Origin of the sequence: Bradyrhizobium archetypum, assembly GCF_013114835.1 — a bacterium.
In the GTDB taxonomy this organism is placed as follows: Bacteria; Pseudomonadota; Alphaproteobacteria; order Rhizobiales; family Xanthobacteraceae; genus Bradyrhizobium; species Bradyrhizobium archetypum.
Genome location: NZ_JAAVLW010000008.1, coordinates 153406 through 180323, shown reverse-complemented (window position 1 = coordinate 180323; position 26918 = coordinate 153406). Strand labels below are relative to the sequence as shown.

Below are 26918 nucleotides of genomic sequence, written 5' to 3'. Positions count from 1 at the left end.
CCGGGGCGTCAAGAAGATGAAGCGGGAGGCGGGCTTAACCCGGGTCCCGATTTGCACGGCTTCTACTCCAATGCATGCGCAGTGCCAACTCCCGAAAGGCCAGTTTCCTGCTCGCTCTGCTTGAAGAGCGGCGGACCATAGGGAGGGCTAACGGGGGCGTCAATGCCATGGGAGCCAGATTGTCAGGGGGTAACCACGGGGGGATCGATCCAGCCGACATTGCCGTCCGCCCGGCGGTAAATGATGTTCACCCGGCCGCTGGACCCGTGCTGGAACACGATGCAGGCGGCCCCGGTCAGGTCGAGTTCCATGACTGCCTCGCTCACCGAAAGCCGCTTCAGCGACGTGGTCGCCTCGGCAATGATGACGGGGCTATAGGAGGTCACCTCCTCCTCGCCTTCCGACGGCGCCTCGATCACGTAGCTCGGCGCATCGAGCGCAGGGGCGTCGATCTCCGCGAGTGCCGCGGTGGCCGCATAGGCCTTGCGGGCGGAGCGGTCCTTCAGCCGGCTCTTGTAGCGGCGCAGGCGCTTCTCGATCATCAGGAGCGCCTGGTCGGCGCTGGCATAGGCGTCGGTAGCGTTGGAATCCGCCTCCAGCGTGATTCCCGAATCAAGGTGCAGCGCGCAATCGGTGCGGAAGCCGAAGCCGTCCTTGCTCAACGTGATATGGCCGGAATAATTGCCGTCGAAATATTTTCTCAAGACCTCATCAGTGCGCTCGCTGACGCGCGAACGAAGCGCCTCGCCGACGCTGATGCTCTTGCCGGAGATTCGAAGGGTCATTTGCTGCCTCGCTTGATGCTTCGACTACTCTGGTTTTTTCCGGATCGGCTCTATGGCGAACCGAGAGTATCGCGATTTGACGCGAACGCAATCAGGCCGGGGCCATATCGCGGGACCGGTCGGAGGAAGTGGCGGAAGCGGAAAGGGCATTACCGAGCGTGCTCTGTTTGTCGCGGCGGCGCTGGACCGAGGAAGGAATGCGCATCGCTTCGCGGTATTTCGCGACCGTGCGGCGGGCAATATCAATGCCGGATTCGCGCAATCGTTCCACGATGGTATCGTCGGAGAGGATTGCATTCGGAGCTTCCGCATCGATCAGCTGCTTGATGTGGTGACGCACCGCTTCGGCCGAATGCGCCTCACCGCCGTCGGCCGACGCAATCGAGGCCGTGAAGAAATATTTCAATTCGAAGGTCCCACGATTGGTCGCCATATATTTGTTGGCGGTGACGCGGGACACCGTCGATTCGTGCATCTGGATTGCATCCGCTACCGCTTTCAGATTGAGCGGCCGCAAATGCGCGACGCCGTGGGTGAAGAAACCGTCCTGCTGACGGACGATCTCGGTGGCGACCTTTAAAATGGTGCGGGCGCGCTGATCGAGTGCGCGCACAAGCCAGGTCGCGTTCTGCAGGCAGTCGCTGAAATAGGATTTGTCGCCGTCCTTGCGGATCGTCTTCGACAACTCGGTGTAGTAGACCTGATTGACCAGCACGCGCGGCAGAGTGTCGCTGTTGAGCTCGACATGCCAGCCGCCATCCGGACCGGGCCGGACATAAACATCCGGCACCATGGTCTGCGTGCGCGCCGTGCCGAACCGCAAGCCCGGCTTCGGATCAAGGCGCCGGATCTCGCCGATCATATCGGTGATGTCTTCGTCATCGACGCCGCACAATTTGCGTAACGCGGCAATGTCGCGTTTCGCGAGCAGATCGAGATTTTCCACCAGCGCCTGCATGGCGGGGTCGTAACGGTTGAGTTCGCGAAGCTGAATCGCGAGGCACTCGCTCAAGTTTCGCGCACAGACGCCGGGCGGATCGAACTTCTGCAGCGCCGCGAGGACCGCATCGACATCGGCCTGCGAGGCGCCGAGGCGCTCGGCGGCCTGCCCGAGATCCGGCGGCAGGTAGCCGGCATCGTCGACGAGATCGATCAGATATTGCCCGATCATGCGCTGCGCCGGCGCGCTGAATGCAACTGCAAGCTGTTCGGCGAGGTGGCTACCGAGCGTCACCTCGGCGGCGACGAAGGCTTCCAAATTGTACTCATCGTCGTTGGAGGCGCCGCCGCCCCATTCGGTATAGGCGGTCGGCGCCGCGTCCTGTGCGGCGCGCGCGGCGGCTTCAGCGGGCTCTTCGGAAAAAACGTTGTCGAGCGGGGCGTCAAACGTCTGCTCGATTTCGGTACGGCTGCCAAGATCGCGATTCAGCCAGTCCTCCTGGCCGGGCTCGAAGGCCTCGCCGCCCGGGCCGGCGCTCATATCAGAGGCATCGCTGCCACCGTCGTCGCCATCACTGCCAGAGTTCGAGAAATCGGCGCCTTCGGCGGCCGGCTCGCCCGCGACCGGCGGTTCCGGGCCATCGCTGGCCCTTTCCAACAGCGGATTGCGCTCGAGTTCCTCCTCGACAAAGGCCGACAGGTCGAGATTCGACAATTGCAGCAGCTTGATCGCCTGCATCAATTGCGGCGTCATGACCAGCGACTGTGACTGGCGGAACTCTAATCTCTGCGTCAGCGCCATAGCGACAAGAACCGATCCACTGAAAAGTTGGTCCGATTCTTGCTTATATTAGTCCAGAGCCCTTGTACACGCCTTGACGCGCGCGAAAATTGGGATATGGCGCGCCCGGCACCAATGGGCACCGGTTCGACGCCCGCGCACCGATCGATTCCCAAGCGAACGCAAGACCTTATCGCCAAACCGCCAACACGTGGCGCTTCGGACGCTAAAGCCGGAATTCCTCGCCAAGGTAAAGACGGCGTACATCCGGATCGTTGACGATTTCTTCCGGACTGCCCTCGGTCAAAATCTGGCCGGCATAGACGATGTAGGCGCGGTCGGTCAGGCCGAGCGTTTCCCGCACATTGTGGTCGGTGATCAGGACGCCGATGCCGCGGTTGGTGAGGTGGCGAACCAGGTCCTGGATGTCGCCGACTGCGATCGGATCGATGCCGGCAAAGGGTTCGTCGAGCAGCATGTAGTTCGGGCGCGTTGCGAGCGCACGCGCGATTTCGACGCGGCGGCGCTCGCCGCCGGAGAGCGCAATCGAGGGCGATTTGCGCAGGCGCGTGACGTTGAATTCGTCGAGTAGCGCGTCGAGCTCGCGCTCGCGCTTCTTGCGGCTGGGCTCGACGACCTCGAGCACCGCGCGGATGTTCTGCTCCACGGTGAGGCCGCGAAAGATCGAGGCTTCCTGTGGCAGGTAGCCGATGCCAAGCCGCGCGCGCTGATACATCGGCAGCTTGGTGACGTCGTGCCCGTCGAGTTCGATGGCGCCGCGATCGGCCTTGATCAGGCCGGTGATCATGTAGAAGACCGTTGTCTTGCCGGCGCCGTTCGGGCCGAGCAGGCCAACCGCCTCGCCGCGGCGGACATAGATGCTGACGCCGCGCACGACCTGCCGCGTGCCGAAACTCTTCTCCACGCTGTGCACGGCAAGAAAGCCGGGCCGCTTGATCAGATGCGGGGCTGCGCCGCCATTGGACTTGGCATTGGCATTAGACTTGGGACGAGATGCCTGTGTGCGCGGACGCGATTCGCGCGGCGGCGCGATGTCGGGCTCCGGCTCCGGCAGTTCAAGCCCCGGCAATGAAGCCGAACGCGCCACCGGCGGCGCATCGCGCACCGGGCTCGCCAGCATGTCGCCGATGGAGTCGCCGAGCGCGGTTATGTCCTCACGCGAACGCGCAAACCCCGCAGGGCCGCGCTTCGCGGGACGTCGACGAAACATGCCGAGTAAATCCATCATCCCGCTTCGCTTCAGCCTTTCACGGTGAGTCCGCTACGCGCCCGCCGGCGAAGCGCTTCGCTAGCGAACCATGAATGAATGGATGTCCCCCTGCCCGGTGAAACACCCCCCGTGCCCCCGCTTGAGTAGATACAGGCTCACGCTATCAGCTTCAACCGCGCGGGCCCGAGTTAATCTTTAAGGCGCTGATCTGCCTTATTTTTTTCCGGGGATCAGCGACGGTATCTGCACCGGAGCGGGCTTCGCCCCGCCCGATCCGGACCCGCAATTCTCTCCCTGGATAAACATGCCCTGCACCTTGCCACTGTCGGATTCGACCCGCGAGACGCCGGTCGTCATGTCAACCTTGAGGCGGTCGCCGCGGAGCACGTTCTTGCACTGGGTCAGCACGACTCCGCCCACCATGGTGATGAGGTTGGCGCGCGTGTCGAAGATCGCGGTTTCTCCGGTGACGACCTGATCCTTCTGCGTCACCACGACGGAGCCCTTGGCCTCCAGCCGGCGGATCGACGAGCTGCCGCCGGGCCCAGGGGTTGCGGACTGCATCGCGCCGGATTTCGATGCCTTCGGCGCGGCGGGCGGCGGGGAGGCTGGTGCCGGGCCGGAATCGTAGAACACCACCAGCGACTTCGAGGTCATGGTGGTGTCGCCCTGCACGACCTTCACGTTGCCGGAAAAGGTCGCCTCCTTTTTCTTGTCGCGCATTTCGAGCGAGGCGGCCTCGATCTGAATCGGCTGATCGCGGTTTTGCGAAAAGCCCTGCATCGCATTGGGCACGCCCGACATGGCGCCCTGAGCGTGGGCGTCGCCGGGGGCGACCAGCGCGAGCGCAAGCACGGCGGCCACAACACTGCGCGAGAAGAACTGCATCATGAAAATCACTTCGTGTTGGCGGACTTGCCGGTGACGGACCGCGTCTTCGGCGCTGTCGGCGCCTCGGGCTCAGGTTCGGGTGCCGCAGGGGTTTCCATGATCAGGTTCATCACGACATTGCCTTCGAAGCGCACCACCTCGCCGCTGTTGATGATCCTGAGCCGGTCGGCGGTGAGCGTACCGTTCAGCAATTTGACGTCGACATGTTCGTCCGATGTCACCGTTCCCTTGTTGATGTCGACATAGGCCTGCGACAGCTTCGCTTCATAGCCGGTCGAGGATTGCAGGAAGATGTCCTTGCGCAGGTCCAGCATCTGCTGCTTGCTGTCGAAGAAACCGGTGCGCGCATCCATCGTCACCGTGCTCTTGTCCTCCATCATGACCTTGGCCCGCAGCGTCTGGAGTTCGACATGATCGGGGTTGGTCAGATCCTGGATCGCGGCCTTGGCCCACAATTCGTAGGGACGCTGGTCGGTCGAGAAACCGGCGAGGTGCGGCGTTTCCATCGTGATCTTGGTGCCCGACACAACGAGGTTGCCCATGTCGACGGGCAGCTTCGCCAACGCCGTCTGGAATGGGTTCAAGAAGACCTGGATCAGGACGATGCTGGCCAGGGCCAGCACCACGGCCGCCGGGACCGCGACCCGCAGCATACGTACCATCCGGCTGTGGCGGGCAGCCGCCGCGAAGCGGACCTCCAGTCCGGGGTCGTAGGCAGGGTTCTGTACCGAGTTCACCGCGGCTCCAAGGGCGCTAAGACGCCAGGAAGGCGTCATTCTACCCGCAATTGCGGGATTATGCAGCCCGGACACTCGCGATCAGTGTGACCGAAACGGGGCGGAAGCGGCCGCCGAACCGCTTCAAATGGTCCCGGTCACGAATGCGCGAAGATGTCCTCGGCCTCCCAGCCGCCGAGATCGAGCTTGGCCCGGGTTGGCAGGAAGTCGAAACAGGCCTGCGCCAGCGGTGTGCGGCCTTCGCGGGTCAGCATGGCGTCGAGCCGTTCGCGCAAGGCGTGCAAATGCAGCACATCGGAGGCGGCATAAGCGAGTTGCGCCTCGCTCAGACTGGCCGAACCCCAGTCGCTCGATTGCTGCTGCTTCGAAAGGTCGATGTTGAGCAGCTCGCGCACCAGATCCTTCAGCCCGTGCCGGTCGGTATAGGTGCGCGTCAGCCGCGAGGCGATCTTGGTGCAGTAGACCGGCTGCGGCATCACGCCGAAAGTCTTGTACAGCACCGCGATATCGAACCGCGCGAAATGGAAGATCTTGGTGATGGCAGGATTGGCCAGCAGCGCCTTGAGGTTCGGCGCATCGGCATGGTCCTTCGGGATCTGGATGACATCGGCGCTGCCGTCGCCGTTCGACATCTGCACCACGCAGAGCCGGTCGCGATGCGGATTGAGCCCCAGGGTCTCGGTATCGATTGCCACCGAATCCTTGTAGCGGGACAAATCGGGCAGATCGCCGCGATGCAGGCGGATGGTCATGAAGGAAAGCCTCGTGTCTCAAGTCGATTCGACGGAAACACTAGCGCTCGGAGACGCGTGAGGCGAGCGGCTGGGCACGGCTTATAGGCCGGGAATTGACAACTTCATGGCGATTTTGTCCGCTTTATCGGACGTCGGTTGTTTTACGCGGGGCGAAGCGCCGCGTGGCCGACGGTCAGCGGTTTCTCAACGTCCGGGTCGTTCGGGCCGGTTTCGTATCGGAGGACACGGGCGGCTGAAGCTCTGGACTATTGGCCCAGCGGTCGAGATTTTCGATGACGTCGGCGTGGCTCGGCCGCTGCGGAGGCGGCTGCTCCCGCTCCTCGGACAGCTTGCGCGGCAGCTTGATGTTTTCGGTCATGGCCATTCTCCACGACCGGATTATGCGCCTCGATCGACCCAAGATCAACGATCAACTTATTGTTTTTATTGATGTATTTAGCTAAGTTGGCAGCGGAATCTCGATTGTTGGAACCGGCGCCAGCGGCGCGCGTTGAGTAAATTACTTAATCCACTCAGTTTGGCTGGAACCCATGTCCGACATTCGTGTTGAACGGCTCCAGGTGATGCTTTCGCCGGATGAGCTGACGGCCATTGACGATTTTCGCTTCAAGCACCGCATGCCGACCCGGGCAGCCGCCATCCGCGAGCTGCTGAAGCTCGGGCTCACCGCCCTTGCCGCCGATGGCGACGGAACGAAATCCAGTGATTACGGGGTGTTTGGACGCGGCCCGGACGGCCATACGACGGCCCCTGATCGGGACTAGACGGCCGGATGGTCCGGCAGCATCCCTAGCTGCAGGCAAAGTTCATCCTACACTGACGGTCATTTACGTTTCGCTGGCATTTCCCTGCTATGTCCGATTGCTGCTATCGACGCTTGCAGCCTTAACAGGTGGTTGAGCGGCGCAATCTGTTTCGCCCGGGGCTCCATCGCGAGATCCGGGCTCGGTCAGCCCACGGACTGCGGATTTGATGCCCAGCATTGGAAGCGTACTCGAGAGCAAAAAGGGCGTCGGACCAGGTTTCGATACGCTACGCATCGCGCTGGCCTTCTCCGTTATCGGCTGGCATTCGTTCCATATCGCGGAAGGTGAACCTCACCCGCTGGGAGACCTGCACTTCTTCTGGTTTCCGGGATACGCCGTTCTTTCGATGTTCTTCGCGCTGAGCGGTTTTCTGATTACCGCAAGCGCGATACGGCTGTCGCTCGGTAACTTTATCCTCAATCGAGGACTGCGCATCGTTCCCGCTCTGCTGGTCGAAGTGGTGCTCTCGGCGATCGTGCTTGGCGCCATACTTACGACGTTGCCGCTGTCGGAATACTTTCGAAGCGACGGATTTTGGCGCTACTTCGGAAACGTAGTGGGGTTTGTCAGCCTGACACTTCCGGGAGTCTTCGCGAGCAATCCGGATCACTCGGTCAACCTGTCGCTTTGGACCATTCCGTTCGAGATCGGCTGCTACGTCCTGATAGCCGGCCTGATCCTGGGCAAATGCCTTCATGGGCCACGGCTGGTGCTGATACTGTGCGCGGCGTTCGGCGCAACGGCGATCGCGATTTATCTGGCCGACCCGGGCTTTACGTCCACTTCCAAGCTCGATTGGCGCAACATTTTTGTAGGCAGCGGCTCGCGTCTGTTCATCTCATTCCTGCTCGGCATCGCCATCTATCTGTATCGATTCGAGATCGAATACAGCCGTCGGACGGCTTGCGCGTGTTTGTTGTTCTGCCTGGTCGTTGCCACCGTAGGGCCATTGCCCGGCGCGCTCCTCAACGTCCTTGTCACGCCGGCGCTGGCCTATCTCACGGCCTATATCGGCGTTTCCGATCTTCCCAAATTGCCGTTCTTTCATCGAGGCGATTATTCTTACGGCGTCTATCTTTATGGATATCCCATCCAGCAAACCATCGTCGCCGTCTGGCCCTCGCATATCAACGTAGCCGTGCTCTTTGTTCTCGCTGCGTTTGCGACAACCGCATTCGCCATGTTCTCCTGGCACGTGATCGAACTTCCGATCCTCAGGCTGCGCAGGCGCTTTTCGTTCGTTGTCGGGACGCGGATGCAGGCCCTCGAGCCGGCGGCCGGCGGCACGAAGTGAGCCCGTCGAAAAGGTGGAGGCGACGTTGGGATGCGCCGGCCTTGCGCGCCGGTCAGCGGATCTAACAGTCCGCACTTCCGAGAATCATGGACAAGGGCAAATGGTGCCCAGGAAAGGACTCGAACCTTCACGGCCGTGAAGCCACTGGCACCTGAAGCCAGCGCGTCTACCAATTCCGCCACCTGGGCACGTGGCGCGCTTAGTAAGGATCGGTCACGCGCTTGTCAAATCGCTTCAATGCCGACCGAATACGCTGTACAGGAAAGCCGGGGTGGCGTATCGCGAAACCGCAAAATTTCACCGAAATCTCTCGAATTCGACCGGCAGGAACTGACCATGGCATCGAACCTCGAAACGCTCGTCACGGTCTTTGGCGGATCGGGCTTTCTGGGGCGAAACGTGGTCCGGGCGCTGGCCAAGCGCGATTACCGGATCAGGGTGGCGGTGCGGCGACCTGAACTGGCCGGGCACCTGCAGCCGCTCGGCCGCGTCGGCCAGATCCACCCTGTGCAGGCCAATGTACGCTATCCGGCATCCGTCGAGGCCGCGATGCGCGATTCGGCGGTCGCCATCAACCTGACCGGCACCTTGATCGAGAGCGGCGCGCAGACCTTCGACGCCGTCCAGACCAAGGGCGCCGAGACGATCGCCCGGACTGCCGCTGCCGCCGGTGCGCGGATGGTGCATGTATCGGCGATCGGTGCCGATGAGAACGCGCCCTCGGCGTACAGCCGCACCAAGGCGGCCGGCGAGAAGGCCGTGCTGGCGGCCGTGCCTTCGGCGACCATCCTGCGGCCATCGCTGTTGTTCGGGCCCGAGGATCAATTCACCAACCGCTTTGCGGCACTGGCCCGGATATCGCCCTTCCTGCCGCTGATCGGCGGCGGGGTGACGCGCCTGCAGCCGGCCTATGTCGGCGACGTTGCAGCCGCAGTCGCTGATGCGGTCGACGGCAAGACGAAGGCAGGCAGCGTCTACGAGCTCGGCGGACCGGAAGTGCTGACCATGCGCGAGATCATGGAAGTCATTCTCAAGATCACCGAACGCAAGCGCATACTGATTTCGCTGCCATGGGAACTGGCGAAAATGCAGGCGCTGTTCCTGCAATTTGCGCCCGGGCCGTTCAAGCTGACGCCGGACCAGGTGGCAATGCTGCAGTCGGACAATGTGGTGTCGGACACGGCCAAGGCCGCCGGGCTGACGCTGGAGGGGCTCGGCATCACGCCCGAATCGATCGAGGCGATCGCCCCGCAATATCTCTGGCGCTTCCGCGCCGCCGGACAGTTTCAGCGCAAGAGCGCGTAAAGTTTCGCAGTGCGGCAAAGCCAAACGGGTCGCGCGAATGCGCGCCCGATGACAGGCTCCGCGTGCCCACCATCCAGCGCGCTGATGGATAGGTGGGCACGGCGCAAGCGCCTTTGCTCACCCCCCAAATTTGCGTTCTACTTCCCCACCGCCAGCGCGATCAGGCCGAGCGCGCCGATAACCACGCGCCACCAGGCGAAGAACGTAAATCCATGGCGGGTGACGTAGGTGAGAAACGTCTTCACCACGATCATCGCGGTGATGAAGGAGACCACGAATCCGATCGCGAGGATGCCGACGTGATCGACCGTCATCTCGGCGCGGTTCTTGTAGAAGTCATAGGCGAACGCGCCGATCATGGTCGGAATCGCCAGAAAGAACGAAAACTCCGCCGCCGAGCGCTTGTCGGCGCCAAGCAGCATCGCCGCCACGATGCTGGCGCCGGAACGCGATACGCCCGGAATCATCGCCACGCATTGAGCGATGCCGATCCACAGATACATCAGCAGCGGATAGCGCGTGGCGTCATCCTCGACCGGCTTCAGGTTGAGCTGATCGACCCACAGCAGGATCGCACCGCCGACGATCAGCGTGAAGTTCACCACCCATGGATTGAACAGCAGCTCTTTGATGTACTTTCCCGCAATCAGGCCGACCACGACCGCAGGCAGAAAGGCTACCAGCACGCCAATCACGAAGCGGCGATCGTCGGGATTTGTGAACATGCCGAGCGCCACGCGCGACAGCTTGACGAAATACAGCATGACGATGGCGAGGATCGCGCCGAGCTGAATCAGGATCACGAAACTCTGCCAGAACGCGCCCTCGCCGAGGCCGAAGAAGCGTTGTGCCAGCAGCATATGGCCCGTCGAAGAAACCGGCAGAAATTCCGTGATACCTTCGATGATGCCGAGAATCACTGCCTTCACTGCATCCGACATCATGATGGGATCCATTTTTGACGGGAAAAGCCGCGCTCTTCTCGCCCAATTGTCCTAAGGCCGCAATCGCAAAAAAACGCCAAACATAGGTTGCCTCGTGCGCCTGCTTGGCTAGTGTCGCGATTCGCGTGCCGCGGACCTGACCGCTTGGGGTTCCCGGAGCACTGCGAATTTACCTCAAGGATTTCATGTATACGCTCTATCATCACCCGTTCTGTCCGCTATCGCGCTTCATTCGCCTGGCGCTCGGCGAACACGGCCTGGACCTACGTCTGGTGGAAGAGCGGACCTGGGAGCGGCGCGAGGGGTTTCTCGTGCTCAATCCCGCGGGCACCACGCCGGTGTTGATAGCCGACGGCTTCCCGCCGATTCCCGGTGCGAGCGTCATCGCCGAATATCTCGACGAGACGCACGGTCTGGAGGCCGGCGATCGGCGGCTGCTACCGGCCTCGATGGGCGAGCGTGTCGAGGTTCGCCGGCTGATGGCATGGTTCAACGAAAAATTCTTCGAGGAGGCCTCGAACCCGCTGGTGACCGAGCGTATCTACAAGCGCTTCATGAGCGAGGAGAATGGCGGCGGGGCGCCGGCGGCCGACGTGATCCGCGCGGCCAAGGTCAATGTGCGCTATCATCTGGCCTATATCGGCTGGCTGGCGCAGACGCGGAACTTCCTCGCCGGCGACCGGCTGAGCTACGCGGATCTCGCCGCCGCGGCGCATCTTTCGGCGATCGACTATCTGGGCGACGTGCCATGGAGCGAGGACGAGGCAGCAAAGGCATGGTACGCGCGGGTGAAATCCCGCCCGTCGTTCCGTCCGCTGCTCAGCGAGTGGCTGGCGGGCGTGCCGGCGTCGCGCACTTACGTGGACCTCGACTTCTGAACAAGGACGTCAGACTCTCCGCCGCCGGCCTCAAGGCTGCGCTCATGCGCGAAGCGGAGACGCTCGGGTTTGACTGCATCGGCGTGACCGATCCTGAGGGAATCGGCAGCGCGGCAAAATATTTCCGCGAATTCCTCGATGCCGGCGCCCATGGCGAGATGGATTGGCTTGCATCTCAACCCGAGCGGCGGATGGATCCGCGCGTGCTGTGGCCTGGGGTGCGCTCGATCATCATGCTCGGCGTCAACTATGGTCCCACGGATGATCCGCTCGCATTGCTGGCGAAGCGCACGCGCGGCGCGATCTCGGCCTACGCGCAAGGTGACGACTATCACGACGTCATCAAGAAGCGCCTGAAGACGCTGGCGCGCTGGCTGGCCACTGAGACCGGCGAAGAGGTGAAAGTGTTCATCGATACCGCTGCGGTGATGGAAAAGCCGCTGGCGCAGGCGGCCGGGCTCGGCTGGCAGGGCAAGCACACCAACCTCGTCTCGCGCGAGTTCGGCTCCTGGCTGTTTCTCGGCGCGATCTTCACCGCATCCGACCTGCCGCGCGACGAGGCCGACACCGACCATTGCGGCTCCTGCAATGCCTGCCAGGAAATCTGCCCGACCGCGGCATTCCCGGCGCCCTACAAGCTCGATGCGCGGCGCTGCATTTCGTACCTGACGATCGAGAACAAGGGCCCGATCCCGCACGAATTCCGCAAGAGCATCGGCAATCGCATCTATGGCTGCGACGACTGCCTCGCGGTTTGCCCGTGGAACAAATTCGCGCGGGAGGGCCGCGAAGCGAAACTCGCCGCGCGCGCTGAATTGCGTGCGCCCTCGCTGGCCGAACTGGCGCGGCTCGACGACGCCGCGTTTCGCGCCCTGTTTTCGAAATCGCCGGTCAAGCGCATCGGCCGCGACCGCTTCATCCGCAACGTGCTGATCGCGATCGGCAACGCGGAGGATCCGTCGCTGGCGGCGGAAGCCGAACGCTTGCTCGATGATGCAAGCCCGCTGGTTCGCGGCGCGGCGGTATGGGCGCTATCGCAGTTGGCGGATCGGGAGAAGTTCGACGCGCTGGCACTGAGGGCTTCGAAGAGTGAAGCCGATGAAAGCGTTCGGCAGGAATGGCTGCAAGCTTCCTAAGGCGGCCACCATGCGTCATCACCCCGCCAAATGTCGCTTCATCTCCGGCCGCGCCTTGAGCGCCGCACCTTGCTTGGCGACGATCTTGACGATGCGCTCGGGCGCGAATTGGAGGTCGACGAAGGCCGGCGCGGTATTGGCGACCTCGTGGTACTCCGTGATCTTGCCATCGCGCAGCCGCATGATCGCGACACCCTCGAACATTGCCCGCGCGCCCTTCGCTTCCGGTAGCGTCGAGCGGTAGCTGAAGGTGTAGCGCGCGTAGAGCCGCTCGCCGTCGCTGACGGGATCGTGCATGTCCCAGCGAAAATCGCTTGCCGTGCGATAGAACCAGTCGTCGATCATGCCTGCGATTTTGGCGCGGCCCTCGAACGCGCCATAGAACACGTCGTGATAGACGCCGTCCTCGGTGAACAGTTCGGCGAAAGCCTTGCCGTTGCGCTGCTCGACGGCGTCGCAGAAGGCGCGGAGCATGGCGGATATGTTCATGGTGTCAGCTCCCGGAATCGTCATGCCCCGGCGACGGCCGGGCCTCCAGTATTCCAGAGAAAGCGAGTTTGATCGATGGGCCGCGGCGTACTGGAGCATTCGCTTTCGCGGATGTTGACAGCGAGGAAAGTGGAAAGAACTCACCCCATCTCGGCCACGGCGGCGAGAATCCGCGCGATGTCCTGCGGGCGCGACAGGCGGTGGTCGCCGTCCTGGATCATTGTCAGCACCACGTCTTCCGCTGGCAGCCGATGCGCCAGCGCGAAGGCGTGCTGCCAGGGCACGTCGGGATCCTGCGCGCCCTGCAGGATGCGCACCGGACATCCGACCTCGATGACGCTGCCCAGCAGCAGGTGATTCCGCCCTTCCTCGATCAGTGCGCGGGTGATCGGATAGGGCGCGCCGTCGTCATACGCGGAAGGCCGCATCCAGACACCCTTGGTCGTGATCTCCTCGCGGATCTCGTCGGAGAAGTTGTTCCACATCAATTGTTCGGTGAAATCAGGCGCCGGCGCAATCAGCACCAGGCCTGCGAGATCCGCGGCCGCTGCCTCGCGCTTGGCGATGGCCCGCGCCAGCAACAGCGCCATCCAGCCGCCCATCGACGAGCCGATCACGACCTGCGGGCCCCGGCAGAACTGCTCGAATACCGCGATGCTCTCTTCGAGCCAGCGTCCGATGGTGCCATCGATGAACGCGCCGCCTGATTCGCCGTGTCCGGAATAATCGAATCTAACACAGGCCCGGCCCTGTTCCGCGGCCCAGGCATCCAATGCCAGCGCCTTGGTGCCCCTCATGTCGGAATTGAAGCCGCCGAGCCAGAACAGGCCGGGGGCGCCGCCGGCGCGGGCGCGCACCGCGATGCGGCGGCTTCCCTCACCCTCGCCCACCTCGATAAAGGCCGGTTCCTGGTCGATATCAGCAGAATTGGTCATGGATCTGTCACTCTCGCCGCCGCGTTGTCGGGGAGCACGCCCCATCGGTCAAGTGCGACCGTCCGGCGCTTGCGGATCAGGCTGCTGCGCTATATTTGCCGGGCGTGACCGAAATGCCTCGCATTTGACGGTTTTCGGGCGCAGAGATCGCGAGTTCGCTTGCTGTTGTCAGCATATTGCTTCAGACTGCGTCCCTTCCTTTCACAACTTTGGAGAACTACCCATTCGCCGTCCCAACAGAGCCCCGCCCGCTGCAACCAAAGACGGGCCGCGCACCAATGATGATATCCGCAACGCGCAGATCCAGCTAATCGATCAGAATGGCACCAATCACGGGACGGTCGAGACCGTGGTGGCCATCAAGATGGCCCTTGAGGTGGGCATGGATCTCGTCGAGATTTCGCCGAACAACAATCCTCCCGTTTGCAAAATTATGGACTACGGGAAGTTCAAGTATTCGGCACAGAAGAAAGCCGCCGAGGCGCGCAAGAAGCAGAAGATTGTCGAGATCAAGGAGATCAAGCTGCGGCCGATGATCGACGATCACGACTACGACGTGAAGATGCGCGCCATGCAGCGGTTCTTCGAGGAAGGCGACAAGGTCAAGATTACCTTGCGCTACCGTGGCCGCGAAATGGCGCACCAGGAAATCGGCACCAAGCTCCTGGACAAGGTGAAGGCCGACGTCGCCGAATTCGCCAAGGTCGAGCAGGACGCCAAGTTCGAGGGCCGCCAGGTCGTCATGGTGCTGGCGCCGCGCTGAGTTGCACGGCTGCCGCCTCTTTGTCGTCCCCGCGAACGCGGTTCGCAGGGACGACAGAAAATCACGTCCGCGTAGCCTGCCAAGTACCGCTACAGTAATCACCGGTGATGATGCCGCGCCACGAACCCGCGCCGTAGCTGCCCATAAGGCGGCCGCCGCCGCTCGCCCGGGAGGCACCGACCGACACCCTGACGGCAACGATTCCGGCGCGATTGACGAAACCCGAAACCCTTCCACCGCCGGCTGATGAAACGCGGCCACCAATGACAGTAAAGGGAACGCTGTAGCCGGACCTGCAATTGCCGTGCGTGGTAGCGAAAACCACGTTCCAGACGCCGTCATATGCTCCCGCGGCCCTTCGGGTCGCTGCTGCTGAAGTCGCCGGTGCCGCCATGGTGGTTATCACTGCCAACACGAGCAGCCAGCGGAGGGTACGCAGGCGGGGGAAGGCCGAAAAATCGGCAATCGATCGATCAGGACGAGCCATTGCTTCCTGCTCCGAACCAATACGTTTAATGACCCCGGTAGGTAGCTGGACCTCCTTTGCCGGTTCATTATTGCCATTTGGCACGTCCTCTGCCATAAGCCCGACCTTCATCGCCCGGCTGATCAAGGGCTGCCGTGGCGATGTCCGTGCGGGTTATCCGGGTTTTCGGAAGAACCTGAGCACTTTCAACGCTCTAACGAGCATTTTAGCCGACAGAGGCGCCCCTCGGGGCGGGTTTTTCTGCGGCCATAGGAGAGCCAAATGCCCAAGCTGAAGACCAAGTCAGGCGCCAAAAAGCGCTTCAAGGTGACTGCCACCGGCAAAGTGATGCACGCCCAGCGCGGCAAGCGCCACGGCATGATCAAGCGGACGAAGAAGCAGATTCGTCAGCTCCGCGGCACCCGCGTGCTGTTCAAGACCGACGGCGACAACGTCAAGAAGTACTTCTTGCCGAACGCATAGAAGCGCGTTCACGCCATTACAGCCGAGCCGCGCCCGCGCGGCGATCACGTCACCTCTCTGATCAAGGATATCAGTCATGTCTCGCGTCAAACGCGGTGTGACCGCTCACGCCAAGCACAAGAAAGTCTACAAGGCCGCCAAGGGCTATTACGGCCGCCGCAAGAACACGATCCGCATCGCCAAGCAGGCCGTCGAGAAGGCCGGGCAATATGCGTTCCGCGACCGCAAGCGCAAGAAGCGCACTTTCCGCGCGCTCTGGATCCAGCGCCTGAACGCGGCCGTGCGCCCGTTCGGCATGACCTACAGCGTCTTCATCAACGGCCTGTCGAAGTCGGGCATCACGGTGGACCGCAAGGTGCTGTCGGATCTCGCGATCAACGAGCCGGCGGCGTTCCAGGCCATTGCCGAGAAGGCCAAGGCTGCGCTCGCGGCCTGAGCCCCGAGTCAGCATTGGTTCTTCCGCGACGTTTCCGAAGTCGTCATGGCCGGGTAATAGCGCGAAGCGCCTCTTCGCACTGGATGTCCCGGCCATCGACGTCTTCTTTCTCGCGAACGCTGTAAGACGTGGATGCCCGGACAAGCCCGGGCATGACGGGCTAGGAGCGCCGGCTTAGCATCCTAGTCAAAAAGGATTGCCATGACCGACCTCGCCGCACTCGAAAAGTCCATTCTCGACGATATCGCCGCCGCCGGCGACGAATCAGCTCTCGAAGCCGTCCGCGTCGCAGCGCTCGGCAAGAAGGGCTCAATCTCGGCGCTGCTCGCAACCCTCGGCAAGATGTCCCCGGACGAGCGCAAGACTCAAGGCGCCGCCATCAACCTCGCCAAGGACAAGGTCACCCAGGCGCTCACCTCGCGCCGCGACATTCTTAAATCCGCAGCGCTTGATGCGCGGCTTGCCTCCGAGACCATCGACGTCACCCTGCCGCTGCGCGAGGCGCCCGCCGAGCAGGGCCGCATCCACCCGCTGAGTCAGGTCTTTGAGGAGGTCAACACGATCTTCGCCGACATGGGATTTTCCATCGCCGAAGGTCCTGACATCGAGACCGACGATTACAACTTTACCAAACTGAATTTCCCGGAAGGCCATCCGGCGCGGGAGATGCACGACACTTTCTTCTTCAACCCGAAGGAAGACGGCTCGCGCATGCTGTTGCGCACCCACACCTCGCCGGTGCAGGTGCGCACGATGCTCAGCCAAACGCCGCCAATCCGCGTGATCTGCCCGGGGCGCACCTATCGCATCGATTCGGATGCGACCCATACGCCGCAATTCCACCAGGTCGAGGGCCTCGTCATCGACAAGGGCTCGCATCTCGGCCACCTCAAGTGGATCCTGCACGAGTTCTGCAGGGCATTCTTCGAGGTCGACCACATCAACATGCGCTTCCGCCCATCGTTCTTCCCATTCACCGAGCCCTCGCTCGAGGTCGACATCCAGTGTCTCCGCGACAAGGGCGAGATCCGCTTCGGCGAAGGCGAGGACTGGCTTGAAATCCTCGGCTGCGGCATGGTGCATCCGAACGTGCTACGCGCCTGCAACATCGATCCCGACGTCTACCAGGGCTTTGCCTGGGGCATGGGCCTCGACCGCATCGCGATGCTGAAATACGGCATCGCCGACCTCAGGCAATTGTTCGAAAGCGACGTGCGCTGGCTAAATCACTACGGCTTTAAGCCGCTCGACGTGCCGACGCTCGCCGGGGGATTGAGCACGTGAGTGCGGATGAGCTGACATCAAGCTCTGCCGGGCCTTCGCTCGCCACCGTCTTCGCGGAGAAAGCCCCCACCCTGACCCTCCCCCGCATCCGCCTTCGCCGAGGCTTCGGCGGACAAGCGCGGGAGAGGGGACAAGAGAAGCAGACACCATGAAATTCACGCTCTCCTGGCTGAAGGACCACCTCGACACTGACGAGCCCTTGGAAAAGCTTGCCGACAAGCTGACCATGATCGGGCTCGAGGTCGAGAGCATCGAGGACAAGGCGAAGCAGCTTGCGCCGTTTTCGATCGCGCGGGTGATTTCGGCTGAGCAGCATCCGAATGCGGATCGCCTGCGTGTCTGCATGGTCGATACCGGCAATGGTGCTGCGCCGGTGCAGGTGGTCTGCGGGGCACCGAACGCGCGCGCCGGCCTTGTCAGCGTCTTCTCGCCACCGGGCACGTTCATTCCCGGCAAGAACATTACGCTTGGCGTCGGCACGATCAGAGGTGTCGAGAGCCGCGGCATGCTGTGCTCGGCGGCCGAGCTGCAGATTTCCGAGGACCATGACGGCATCATGGAGCTGCCGGCCGACGCCCCGATCGGCAAGGGCTATGCGGAATGGGCCGGCCTCGGCGATCCCGTGCTTGAAATCAATCTGACGCCGAACCGTCAGGACTGCACCGGCGTGCACGGCATCGCGCGCGACCTTTCCGCCGCCGACATGGGCAAGCTCAGGGATGCCGGTATCAAGCCCGTCAAGGGCGCATTCCCCTGCCCAGTGAAGGTGACGGTGGAAGATGCCGCGCTGTGCCCGGGCTTTGCGCTGCGGCTGGTGCGTGGCGTCAAGAACGGCCCGTCGCCGGAATGGCTGCAGAAGCGGCTGACCTCGATCGGATTGCGCCCGATCAACGCGCTGGTCGACATCACCAATTTCATGACTTACGACCGCGCCCGGCCGCTGCATGTGTTCGACGCCAAGAAGGTGACCGGCAATCTCACCGTGCGACGCGCCAGGGACGGCGAAAGCCTGCTGGCGCTCGACGGCCGCACCTACACGCTCGATCCCTCGATCTGCGTGATCGCGGACGAGCACGGTGTCGAATCGCTCGCTGGCATCATGGGTGGCGAGACGTCCGGCTGCGACGAGAACACGACCGACGTTCTGATCGAATCGGCGCTGTGGAACGAGATCAACATCGCGCAGACCGGCCGCAAACTCGGCATCAATTCGGATGCGCGCTACCGCTTCGAGCGCGGGGTCGATCCGGCCTTCATGGTGCCGGGGCTTGAACTTGCGACCAAGATGGTAATCGAACTCTGCGGCGGCACGCCATCGGAGACCGTTGTCGTCGGCAACGCCTTCGGCGACGACCGCATCATCGACTTTCCGCTCGCCGAGGTGAAGCGCCTCGCCGGCATCGAAGTCCCGCTGGTCGAGATGAAGCGCATCCTCGGCCATCTCGGCTTCATGCTCGCCGGCAACGGGCCGATGGTGAAGGTCGCCGTCCCCTCCTGGCGCACCGATGTGCACGGCAAGGCCGACATCGTCGAGGAAATCGTGCGCATCGTTGGCGTCGACAAGGTGCCGGAGACACCGTTCGAGCGTGGCGAGGACGCCCGCAAGCCGGTGCTGACCACGATCCAGAACCGCACCCGCCGCGCCAAGCGCGCGCTGGCCGCGCGCGGCATGGTGGAGGCCGTGACCTGGTCGTTTATCTCGAAGCCGCATGCCGAATTGTTCGGAGGCGGCCAGACCGAACTCACGCTCGCCAACCCGATCGCCTCCGATATGTCGGACATGCGGCCGAGCCTGTTGCCTGGTCTTGTCGCCGCGGCGCAGGCCAACGCCAACCGCGGCTATTCCGACGTCGCGCTGTTCGAGGTCGGCCAGATCTTTAGGGGCGACAAGCCCGAGAACCAGTTCGTCGCGGCCGCTGGCGTGCGCCATGGTTTTGCCTCCTCGAACGGCATGGGGCGGCACTGGTCCGGCTCCGCCGTGACGAATGCGCTCGATGCGAAGGCCGATGCGTTCGCACTGCTGGCTGCCGCCGGCGCGCCGATGCAGGCGCTGCAGATCGTTCCGGGTGGACCTGCATGGCTGCATCCGGGACGGTCCGGCACCATCCAGATCGGGCCGCAGAACGTGCTCGGCTATTTCGGCGAACTGCATCCACGCGCGCTGGAAGCGCTCGGCGCCGACGGCCCCTTGATGGCGTTCGAAGTGATCCTCGACCGCATCCCTGACGCCAAGAAGAGGCCGACTCGTGCCAAGCCGCTGCTCGAACTCTCCGCGTTCCAGCCGGTGTCGCGCGATTTTGCCTTCATCGTCGATCGTAGCGTGAAGGCCGGGGACATCGTTCGTGCTGCGCAGAACGTCGACAAGAAGCTGATCACGGATGTGACCGTGTTCGATGTCTACGAAGGCAAGGGCATCGATCCCACCAGGAAGTCGATCGCGATCGCCGTGACGATCCAGCCACGCGAGAAGACCCTGACGGACCAGGAGATCGACGCGGTAGCGGCGAAGATCGTGGCCGAGGTGACGAAGAAGACCGGCGGCGCGCTTCGGGGATGAGTCCTCTCGGTCTCGTCCCTTCCGAGGTCAGCCTCAATGCCGCAATCGCGATTTGCGCCGTCGCCTTCGTCTCGGGAGCGGCGCGGGGTTTTTCCGGCTTCGGCGCGGCGCTGATCTTCATGCCGCTGGCCAGCTCGATCGCCGACCCGCGGCTGGTAGCGGCGCTGCTGCTGATCATCGATTTCGTTGCCGCCGCGCCGCTGCTGCCGAATGCGTGGGAGAAGGCTGACCGCAAGGCGACTGCGGTCATAGTGTTGGGCGCCCTGGTCGGCGTGCCGATCGGCACCTATTTCCTGAGCCGGTTAGACCCGGTGACGACACGCTGGATCATTTCCGCCTTCGTGTTCGCGCTGCTGCTGCTTCTGCTCTCCGGCTGGCGCTACCGCGGCAAGGATCACGCGCCTGTTGCGGTCGGCGTCGGCGGACTGTCGGGCTTTTGCAGTGGCCTCGCCCAGACCGGCGGCCCGCCGATCGTCGGCTATTGGCTCGGTCGCCCGATTCCTTCTGTCATCGCGCGCGCCAACATCCTGCTGTTCTTCGGCGTCTCGGACATCTTCTCCGCCGTCAGTTACACCGCGGCCGGGTTGATCACACTGGATGCGATCAAGTTCGCGTTCGTGGTCGGCCCGGTCTACGGCGTTGGTGTCTGGTTCGGCGCCTCGCTGTTCGGCAAGGCCAGCGAAGCCGTGTTCCGCGCGATCTGCTACGCGCTGATTGCCGCGGCGGTGATTTTTGGTCTGCCGGCGTTGGATGGTGTGCTGCGGTGAGCCGTCGTCCTTGCGAACGCAGGGGCCCATAACCACAGGCGTGTGGGATTCGAATTGGATGCGGCCCCAGCGTGCTACAGCACTACCAGCTGTTGGTTATGGGTCCAGGCTCGCGCTTTGCTTGGCCGGAACGACGGAAAAGGCATTATCCATCACCAGATCGCAATACGCATACCCATCGCGCGCGACGCACTCGCCTCTCGTGACTGCCAACCGCCGCGAAAACATCGGCCCTGCCACCACGCAGGTGTGAAACTCGCCATTCTCGCCGCAAGCGTCGACGCCCTCAGGCAGATCAGACAGCAAGCTTGCATCGAATTTGCGGCCTGCAAAATCGGCCGGCAGCTTCTTCAGGTCGACCGTAGCGAGATGCGCCTCGAGTCCGCTCGCAATCATCGCCTGCGCCAGCTCGGTCGTCGGCCGCGCCCACAATGGAAATACCGGCGTGATGCCGGTACCGGCCAGTTTCTGTTCGCGATATGCGCGGATGTCGGCGAGGAACAGATCGCCGAAGATCATATGCGTGATGCCGTCACCAACGGCCTGCGCGACCGCCTCGCCCATTCGCGCCTCGTAGATCTCATTGGGGCAGGGATAGGGAATCGGCACGATCCGCTGCGACAGGCCGGCGGCCTCACATTGCGCCTGCAAGATCTCTTGCCGCACGCCGTGGATCGACACCCGGCCGAACGTCTCGGTAACGGTGGTGAGCGCCCCAACCACCTCGAATTCGCCCGCGCGCAGCACTTCATGCAGCGCGAATGCCGAGTCCTTGCCGCTCGACCACGAGATCAGTGCCTTGGGCCGGGCCATCAGTTGATCGGAGACGGTACGCGCCGCCGCGGCTTCTGAGGCCGCGCCTCAGGCTCGGGATCCTTCAACGCGCCGATCCGCCGGAGCGCGGCTTCTGCCGCGCGCTCGCCGCTCTCCCAGGCGCCATCGATCGTGCCCCACAGCGTTTCATGGGTGGCCTCGCCGGCGAGATAGATGCAGCCGACCGGTTCGGTCAGAACCTTTCGCGATGATTGCGCGCCGGGACCGGCCGCCGACATCGCGCCGAGCGCGAAGGGCGCCGCATTCCAGCGCGTCGCGCTCGATTTCTTCACCGCGGCGGCCGCCTCGCTGCCGAACAGCTTTGCCAGCCATTCCACCGCAAACGCCACCATGGCCTTCTCGCCCTGCGCGGAGAGATCGCGGCCGAACGAGCCGCCGACATCGATCGTGCACAGCGACGAGCCGCCGATGTTGGCGAAGATCAGCCCGGTCCTCATCGAATCGCTCTTCTCGATCACAACGTCGTCGCGCGCCAATCCCAGCGGATTGCCGGGCATCTGCAGCGCGATCCGATCGTAGCTGCCGAGGCTGAGCTTCGAGGCGGCCTCGAGTGTGCGCTTTGGAATATCCGGTGCGAACTTGATATTGCCCGCCGCCAGCACGTTGCTCGACACGGTGATGACGGCGGCACGCGCGGCGATCCTGCCCGCTGGCGTCTCCACGCTGACGTCGCGGTTGCTCCAGACGATGCGGTTGGCCGGCGTCGACAGCGAAACCGGCACCTGCTCGCCGAGCTTTGTGATCAGCGTGCCGAGCCCCTCGCGGCAGGCGATCGCGGTGTTGCGGTCCTGCGCGCGGGACTTGTCGCCGACGGATAGATCCTTCAAATCCTTGCCGGCGAAACTGGCCCCGAGCATGAATTCCGCCGTGCCGGCCCAGTCGCCGAGTTCTTTCGGCATCACCGACGCACAGGAAACGTCGAGCCGCCGTGCGGCGTCGTCGATGGCGCGGTTGGCGCGCACCAGGGCTGCGAGAAATTCCTCGGTCTCGCCGGCGCGGGCGTTGCGGCGGCCGATGCGAATCTTCTGGCCCGACGGTGCCGTCGTGATCTCGAGGCCCGCCGCCCGCGCCAGCTTGATCATCGGATTGGTCTCGGGATTGTGCATCCAGCGCGCGCCGCGATCGAACGGCACGCCGAAGGTCGCGGTATCCGTCTGGCAGCGGCCGCCGATCTGGCTGGCTGCCTCCACTATGATCACCTTGCGGTTTGCCGCCATGATCCGCCGCGCCGCAGCAATGCCGGCCGCGCCCGCGCCGATCACGACAATGTCGGCTTCCCGTGGCAACGGTGCGGCTGCCGCACGCCGCTGCCCGGAAAAAACCGGCGCTGCTGCCAGGCCTGCGGACGCCGACAGGAAGGTGCGGCGGGTCATTGTCATGTCATGGTTTCCACGGCCTGAAGGAAGCGAGAACACCTTGCGAACTGTGCCGCATCTCACGCTGCGCAGCAACACTGATGGTAAATCAATCATGATTGATCCATCCTTCGCATGAACTAAATTGAAACCGCTTGCGACCATGATAAGGAAACAAAAAAAGCGGGAGAAAAGCCGCTCTGGGGGAGTTTGATGGGCGTAATGCTCGACACGATCGGCCAGTTGATTGCCCGCTACCTGCAGAAGGAAGTGCCGGGCTACGAGCCGTTTACGCCCAGCGATCCCGAACACCTGCGCGGCATCATCGCGCCCGGCGATGTGCTGCTGGTCGAAGGCAACAATCGCATCTCGGGCATCATCAAATACCTCACGCAATCTACCTGGTCGCATGCCGCGCTCTATGTCGGCCAGGTCGACGGCGCCAGCGAGCCCGACGGCGAACCGCATGTGCTGATCGAGGCCAATATCGGCGAAGGCGTGACCTCGGCGCCGCTGTCGAAATATTATCCCTATCACACCCGCATCTGCCGCCCGATCGGCCTGTCCTTTGAGGACCGCACCACGGTGTGTCGCTACGCGATCAACCGCATCGGCTTCGGCTATGACACCAAGAACATCGTCGACCTGATGCGCTATCTGATTCCGCTGCCGGTGCCGCAGCGCTGGCGCCGCCGCATGATCGCGTTCGGCTCGGGCGACCCCACCAAGATCATCTGCTCGGCGCTGATCGCGCAGGCGTTCGATGCCGTGCGCTACCCGATCCTGCCCAAGATCACCCGCGCGGCCTCGCGCAAGGCGCGGCGCGAAATCCTGCATATCCGCGATTCCTCGCTCTACATGCCACGCGATTTCGACATCTCGCCCTATTTCGAAATCGTCAAACCCACCATCGTGCACGGCTTCGACTACACGGCCTTGCACTGGGCCGACAAGCAGAAGCCGCTCCCGGAGGTAGCGGGCGAGTTCGGTGTGTTTCCAGAGGTCAAGTCGCCGCCACTTGTTCCTGAAGAGGTTGACCAGGAAGCGCCGCTTCCGATTACGGCTGAAGAAATGACGGTTGAGGAAGTCACCGTCGAAACCACGATGATCGAACGCATCACCGTGTCGGAACACTATCTCGCCGTCGAATATGTCGCGGTCCGCCCGCCGGAGCGCCGCATGAGGCCGCGCGCTCCGCAGAGGGTGGCGTAGAATCGTAAGGTAGGCAAAGCCAACGGGTCGCGCGAATGCGCGCCCGATGACAGGCTCTGCGTGCCCGCCATTCAATCGGCACTCTGCGGATAGATGGTGGGCACGGCGCTCGCGCGCCTTTGCCCACCCTGCGGCTCCATCAAAATCTCCCCGCCAGCGTCAGCCGCATCGCCAGCGGCTCGGCCGGATGCACATGACGATCCGCGACGCCGCCGATCGGCTCGCCCGCCAGCCGTGACAGATAATAGTATTCGATCTGGTTGGTCTTTGCGTTGAAGAGATTGAGCAAGTCGAGCTGCAGCCGCAGGCGATTGTCGAATCTGTAACCGGCGCGCGCATTGAAGATCAGCGACGCCTGCGAGCGAACACTGTCGTCCTCGATCAGAGGACGCGGGCCAAAATAGCGACCCCGCAGCGCGCCGAACCAGCCGGTCTCGCCGCCGAACGTCACGCCGCCGCTCCCGATCCACGCCGGTGCGCCCGGAATGAAATTGCCCGCCGGATCGAAATCGGCGAAGCGGGCGCGGGTATAAGCGACGTCGAAATCGAGCCGCATCCACGGCAGTATCTGATACTGGCTGGTCCATTCGACGCCGACGCGGCGGCTGGGGCGGCTCGGCTCGGTGGTCCCGGCATCGCCGACAAACAGCAATTCCGAATCGAAGTCCAGGACGAACACCGCAAGCGAGCTGGTGAGGCCTTCGACTGCTTTGGTGCGGATGCCGAGCTCGGCGCCTTTTGACCGAACCAGCAGCGGCACGCGATCCTGCGGCGTCACCTTGTCGATCGGATTGACGGTGATGGTCGCGCCGCGGATATCGTTGGAGTGCAGGCCGTAACCGGCGTTGCCGTAGAACTCGGTCTTGTACCAAGGCCCCAGCACAATGCCGGCCTTGGGACTCGTCATCGACGCCTCGGTGTTGCCGGAATTCGCCGGCGTGTCGCTAACCACCCTTCCCGAAAAATAGTCCTCGCGGATGCCGGCCGTAGTGCGCAGCCAGTCGGTCCATCGCGCCGTCGTGTCGGCCCATAAGCCGACATTGCTCTGCCGCACGCCATCTTCGCGAATCGTCGAAAGCGTCTCGCGCTGGAATGTCTTGAATAGGCCGACACGGATATCGTCGCCGCGCGTCTGCAGTCCGATGCGGGTCTGCGTTTCGATCCCGCCCATGCGCGCGTCGAAAGCGTGGCTGGCGTTGAGGCCATAGACCGTGCGCCGGTCCATCTGGCTGAACTGATCCCCGTTAACGGGATCGTCGAGAAAGTAGGTGAAATTGTTGTAGAGCCGCAGCGACGAGTTGATCACATAGGCGTTGATCTTGCTCTGCCCATATTCGCCCGACTGCGCCCAGTTGCTCGAAAGCGAGAACCGGCTCGCGACGCCGCCATCGGTTGGATCGAGCGTTCCGAACCGGCCGATCAGACCCTGATCGATCGCACGTTGCGCTAGCTGATCGGTCGCATTCCAGCCGTTCGCATAGGCCATCGCCGACAGCGTGAACCCGTCGGTCGCAGTGCCCTGGCTGTAGCGCAGTGCGCCGTTGAGCTTGCGCACATGGTCCGGCACGTTCCACGGACCATGATAGCCGACTCCTTCGAAGGCGGCGAGCAGCGTGCCAGTGCCGACCACTGTCGATCCCGCCGCCAGCGCGCGGCGATAGCCAAAACTGCCGAACGTCAGTTCGGCGATATTGTTTGGCAGCCGGTTGACATAGTCGATGGCAACCGCGCCCGCGGAGGCGAAATCGCCCTGGTCGGCAAAGTAAGGCCCTTTGCGCACCATGACCGACTGCACCAGTTCCGGAATCAGAAAATTGACGTCGGCATAACCTTGCCCGTGGCCGTGGGTCGGCATGTTGACCGGCATGCCATCGACACTGATGGCGAGATCGGTACCGTGATCGAGGTTGAAACCGCGGAGAAAATACTGATTGGCTTTACCCTCGCCGGAATGCTGGGTGACGATCAGCCCCGGCACGACCTCCAGCGCCTCGCCGGAACGCGAGAACGGCCGGGCGTTCACATCCGTGCCGCTGATGGTCATGGTGGCAGTCGGCTGCATGGATGCCGGCCCCATGGTCGCGGAGCCCGGCGTAACGCCGCTGTTCACGTGCGACGCGGGTACCGCTGGTTGAATTGCAGAGGGATTTCGTGCGGTCTGCGCACGACGCGGCGGCTTGGACCGGACGCGCGGCCGCTCTTCGGGAGGATTAACGGTGACAGCAGGAAGCTGGCCGGGGCGAGCCACGGCGCTCTGCGCGGCGGCCGGAGACTCCGTGATCAACAGCGATGCGACGGCCGAAATTGCTCCCCAGACAGACCGACGCAATGCGCATGCCCCGCATGATAACTGCTACAATCGGCACGCGACCGCATCAGTGCAAGCCAACCCAGGACCTCACGCTAGCAAGAGCGGTATGACGTTACAATAAGAAGGGGCGCAAGCACGGGGGATCGCCGACCGACCGCTGATCTGGATCAAGGCAGACTGGCCGGAGCAGATATATTGCCCCACAATCTCGTTAGGTTTTTGCCGCCGCTGCTACCGATCCGCGCGGCCGATCACGGCCATCAGTTCGGCGATCTTTTCGCGCTGCTCGGCCTTGTTGCCGCTGGTGATGGCGTGCTCGACGCAATGCGCGACGTGATCCCGCAATACCTCCTCCTCGACGCGCCGCAGCGCGGCCCGGACGGCTGAGATCTGGGTGACGATATCGATGCAGTAACGGTCCTCATCAACCATTCGTGACAGGCCACGGACCTGGCCTTCGATCCGGCTGAGACGTTTCTGACAGGATGTCTTGATGTCTTTTCGCATGCGTCCTATATACCCCTACAGGGTATAGGTTTCAAGT

The 26918-nt window shown here is 63.1% G+C and carries 27 protein-coding genes and 1 tRNA gene; 12 read left to right on the top strand and 16 right to left on the bottom strand.

Annotated elements, in window-relative coordinates:
• Positions 1-182: 182 nt before the first annotated feature.
• From hpf to HCN50_RS26160, 7 genes are all read right to left on the bottom strand, one after another.
• Positions 183-785 (bottom strand): ribosome hibernation-promoting factor, HPF/YfiA family, encoded by a 603-nt coding sequence (hpf, locus tag HCN50_RS26190; RefSeq protein ID WP_171712775.1) that lies wholly within the window; start codon positions 783-785, stop codon positions 183-185.
• 91 nt (positions 786-876) lie between these two features.
• Entirely contained in the window at positions 877-2526 is a 1650-nt protein-coding gene (rpoN, locus tag HCN50_RS26185; protein ID WP_171712774.1) for an RNA polymerase factor sigma-54, read from the bottom strand.
• Between the two features lie 205 nt (positions 2527-2731).
• Complete coding sequence (gene lptB / locus HCN50_RS26180; RefSeq protein WP_171712773.1) at positions 2732-3754, bottom strand: LPS export ABC transporter ATP-binding protein; 1023 nt, start codon at positions 3752-3754, stop codon at positions 2732-2734.
• 195 nt (positions 3755-3949) lie between these two features.
• Positions 3950-4627 carry an LptA/OstA family protein gene (locus HCN50_RS26175; RefSeq protein WP_171712772.1) on the bottom strand — a complete coding sequence of 226 codons (678 nt, stop codon included), beginning with the start codon at positions 4625-4627 and terminating at the stop codon, positions 3950-3952.
• Positions 4628-4632: 5 nt separating this feature from the next.
• On the bottom strand, positions 4633-5364 hold the full coding sequence (gene lptC, locus HCN50_RS26170; protein WP_171712771.1) for an LPS export ABC transporter periplasmic protein LptC: 732 nt from the start codon (positions 5362-5364) through the stop codon (positions 4633-4635).
• A gap of 137 nt (positions 5365-5501) precedes the next feature.
• Entirely contained in the window at positions 5502-6116 is a 615-nt protein-coding gene (locus HCN50_RS26165) for a ribonuclease D (protein ID WP_171712770.1), read from the bottom strand.
• Between the two features lie 175 nt (positions 6117-6291).
• Positions 6292-6477, bottom strand: coding sequence for a hypothetical protein (locus tag HCN50_RS26160; RefSeq protein ID WP_171712769.1), 186 nt, complete (start codon positions 6475-6477; stop codon positions 6292-6294).
• Positions 6478-6649: 172 nt separating this feature from the next.
• On the opposite strand from HCN50_RS26160, the gene HCN50_RS26155 reads away from it, so the two are divergent.
• Complete coding sequence (locus HCN50_RS26155) at positions 6650-6883, top strand: hypothetical protein (protein ID WP_171712768.1); 234 nt, start codon at positions 6650-6652, stop codon at positions 6881-6883.
• Between the two features lie 208 nt (positions 6884-7091).
• A complete protein-coding gene (locus HCN50_RS26150) occupies positions 7092-8219 on the top strand; it encodes an acyltransferase family protein (RefSeq protein WP_235977223.1) in 1128 nt (375 codons plus the stop codon).
• A gap of 101 nt (positions 8220-8320) precedes the next feature.
• On the opposite strand, the gene HCN50_RS26145 is transcribed toward HCN50_RS26150, so the two are convergent.
• Positions 8321-8407, bottom strand: a tRNA-Leu gene (locus tag HCN50_RS26145).
• Positions 8408-8555: 148 nt separating this feature from the next.
• Between HCN50_RS26145 and HCN50_RS26140 the strand changes: the two genes are divergently transcribed.
• The gene (locus HCN50_RS26140; RefSeq protein WP_171712767.1) at positions 8556-9524 is read left to right on the top strand and encodes a complex I NDUFA9 subunit family protein; all 969 of its coding nucleotides are present in this window, start codon (positions 8556-8558) and stop codon (positions 9522-9524) included.
• A gap of 137 nt (positions 9525-9661) precedes the next feature.
• Here the strand turns inward: HCN50_RS26140 and HCN50_RS26135 are convergent, their stop codons facing one another.
• Positions 9662-10468 (bottom strand): undecaprenyl-diphosphate phosphatase, encoded by an 807-nt coding sequence (locus tag HCN50_RS26135; protein WP_171712766.1) that lies wholly within the window; start codon positions 10466-10468, stop codon positions 9662-9664.
• A gap of 185 nt (positions 10469-10653) precedes the next feature.
• Between HCN50_RS26135 and HCN50_RS26130 the strand changes: the two genes are divergently transcribed.
• The gene (locus HCN50_RS26130; protein ID WP_171712765.1) at positions 10654-11346 is read left to right on the top strand and encodes a glutathione S-transferase family protein; all 693 of its coding nucleotides are present in this window, start codon (positions 10654-10656) and stop codon (positions 11344-11346) included.
• On the top strand, positions 11295-12482 hold the full coding sequence (gene queG, locus HCN50_RS26125) for a tRNA epoxyqueuosine(34) reductase QueG (protein WP_171712764.1): 1188 nt from the start codon (positions 11295-11297) through the stop codon (positions 12480-12482). The genes HCN50_RS26130 and queG overlap by 52 nt, the downstream gene beginning before the upstream one ends.
• 18 nt (positions 12483-12500) lie before the next feature.
• Here queG and HCN50_RS26120 read toward each other — a convergent pair whose 3' ends face one another.
• Together HCN50_RS26120 and HCN50_RS26115 are read right to left on the bottom strand one after the other, a co-directional pair.
• Positions 12501-12971, bottom strand: a complete 471-nt coding sequence (locus HCN50_RS26120; RefSeq protein WP_171712763.1) for a nuclear transport factor 2 family protein — start codon at positions 12969-12971, stop codon at positions 12501-12503.
• 140 nt (positions 12972-13111) lie between these two features.
• The gene (locus tag HCN50_RS26115; RefSeq protein ID WP_171712762.1) at positions 13112-13906 is read right to left on the bottom strand and encodes an alpha/beta hydrolase; all 795 of its coding nucleotides are present in this window, start codon (positions 13904-13906) and stop codon (positions 13112-13114) included.
• A gap of 223 nt (positions 13907-14129) precedes the next feature.
• On the opposite strand from HCN50_RS26115, the gene infC reads away from it, so the two are divergent.
• On the top strand, positions 14130-14669 hold the full coding sequence (infC, locus tag HCN50_RS26110; RefSeq protein ID WP_171712888.1) for a translation initiation factor IF-3: 540 nt from the start codon (positions 14130-14132) through the stop codon (positions 14667-14669).
• A gap of 61 nt (positions 14670-14730) precedes the next feature.
• Here the strand turns inward: infC and HCN50_RS26105 are convergent, their stop codons facing one another.
• A complete protein-coding gene (locus HCN50_RS26105; RefSeq protein ID WP_171712887.1) occupies positions 14731-15156 on the bottom strand; it encodes a hypothetical protein in 426 nt (141 codons plus the stop codon).
• Between the two features lie 261 nt (positions 15157-15417).
• Between HCN50_RS26105 and rpmI the strand changes: the two genes are divergently transcribed.
• The 5 genes from rpmI to HCN50_RS26080 all read left to right on the top strand — a co-directional run bounded on the left by rpmI (position 15418) and on the right by HCN50_RS26080 (position 20662).
• Positions 15418-15618, top strand: coding sequence for a 50S ribosomal protein L35 (gene rpmI / locus HCN50_RS26100; protein ID WP_008539890.1), 201 nt, complete (start codon positions 15418-15420; stop codon positions 15616-15618).
• A 76-nt stretch (positions 15619-15694) separates the two neighbouring features.
• Positions 15695-16054: a 50S ribosomal protein L20 gene (gene rplT / locus HCN50_RS26095; RefSeq protein WP_171712761.1), complete on the top strand. Its 360-nt coding sequence runs from the start codon at positions 15695-15697 to the stop codon at positions 16052-16054.
• Between the two features lie 201 nt (positions 16055-16255).
• The gene (gene pheS / locus HCN50_RS26090) at positions 16256-17338 is read left to right on the top strand and encodes a phenylalanine--tRNA ligase subunit alpha (protein WP_171712760.1); all 1083 of its coding nucleotides are present in this window, start codon (positions 16256-16258) and stop codon (positions 17336-17338) included.
• A gap of 148 nt (positions 17339-17486) precedes the next feature.
• Positions 17487-19895, top strand: coding sequence for a phenylalanine--tRNA ligase subunit beta (gene pheT, locus HCN50_RS26085; RefSeq protein ID WP_171712759.1), 2409 nt, complete (start codon positions 17487-17489; stop codon positions 19893-19895).
• On the top strand, positions 19892-20662 hold the full coding sequence (locus tag HCN50_RS26080) for a sulfite exporter TauE/SafE family protein (RefSeq protein ID WP_171712758.1): 771 nt from the start codon (positions 19892-19894) through the stop codon (positions 20660-20662). The genes pheT and HCN50_RS26080 overlap by 4 nt, the downstream gene beginning before the upstream one ends.
• A gap of 96 nt (positions 20663-20758) precedes the next feature.
• Here HCN50_RS26080 and HCN50_RS26075 read toward each other — a convergent pair whose 3' ends face one another.
• Together HCN50_RS26075 and HCN50_RS26070 are read right to left on the bottom strand one after the other, a co-directional pair.
• On the bottom strand, positions 20759-21475 hold the full coding sequence (locus HCN50_RS26075; protein ID WP_171712757.1) for a Dph6-related ATP pyrophosphatase: 717 nt from the start codon (positions 21473-21475) through the stop codon (positions 20759-20761).
• Positions 21475-22875, bottom strand: coding sequence for a flavin monoamine oxidase family protein (locus tag HCN50_RS26070; protein ID WP_171712756.1), 1401 nt, complete (start codon positions 22873-22875; stop codon positions 21475-21477). Before HCN50_RS26070 ends, HCN50_RS26075 begins: the two co-directional genes overlap by 1 nt.
• Positions 22876-23064: 189 nt before the next feature.
• Here HCN50_RS26070 and HCN50_RS26065 point away from each other — a divergent pair, with 189 nt between their 5' ends.
• A complete protein-coding gene (locus HCN50_RS26065) occupies positions 23065-24063 on the top strand; it encodes a YiiX/YebB-like N1pC/P60 family cysteine hydrolase (RefSeq protein ID WP_171712755.1) in 999 nt (332 codons plus the stop codon).
• A 139-nt stretch (positions 24064-24202) separates the two neighbouring features.
• On the opposite strand, the gene HCN50_RS26060 is transcribed toward HCN50_RS26065, so the two are convergent.
• Both HCN50_RS26060 and HCN50_RS26055 read right to left on the bottom strand, forming a co-directional pair.
• Positions 24203-26125 (bottom strand): TonB-dependent receptor, encoded by a 1923-nt coding sequence (locus HCN50_RS26060; RefSeq protein WP_235977215.1) that lies wholly within the window; start codon positions 26123-26125, stop codon positions 24203-24205.
• Positions 26126-26605: 480 nt separating this feature from the next.
• A complete protein-coding gene (locus HCN50_RS26055; RefSeq protein WP_171712754.1) occupies positions 26606-26881 on the bottom strand; it encodes a metal-sensitive transcriptional regulator in 276 nt (91 codons plus the stop codon).
• Between the last annotated feature and the right edge of the window lie 37 nt (positions 26882-26918).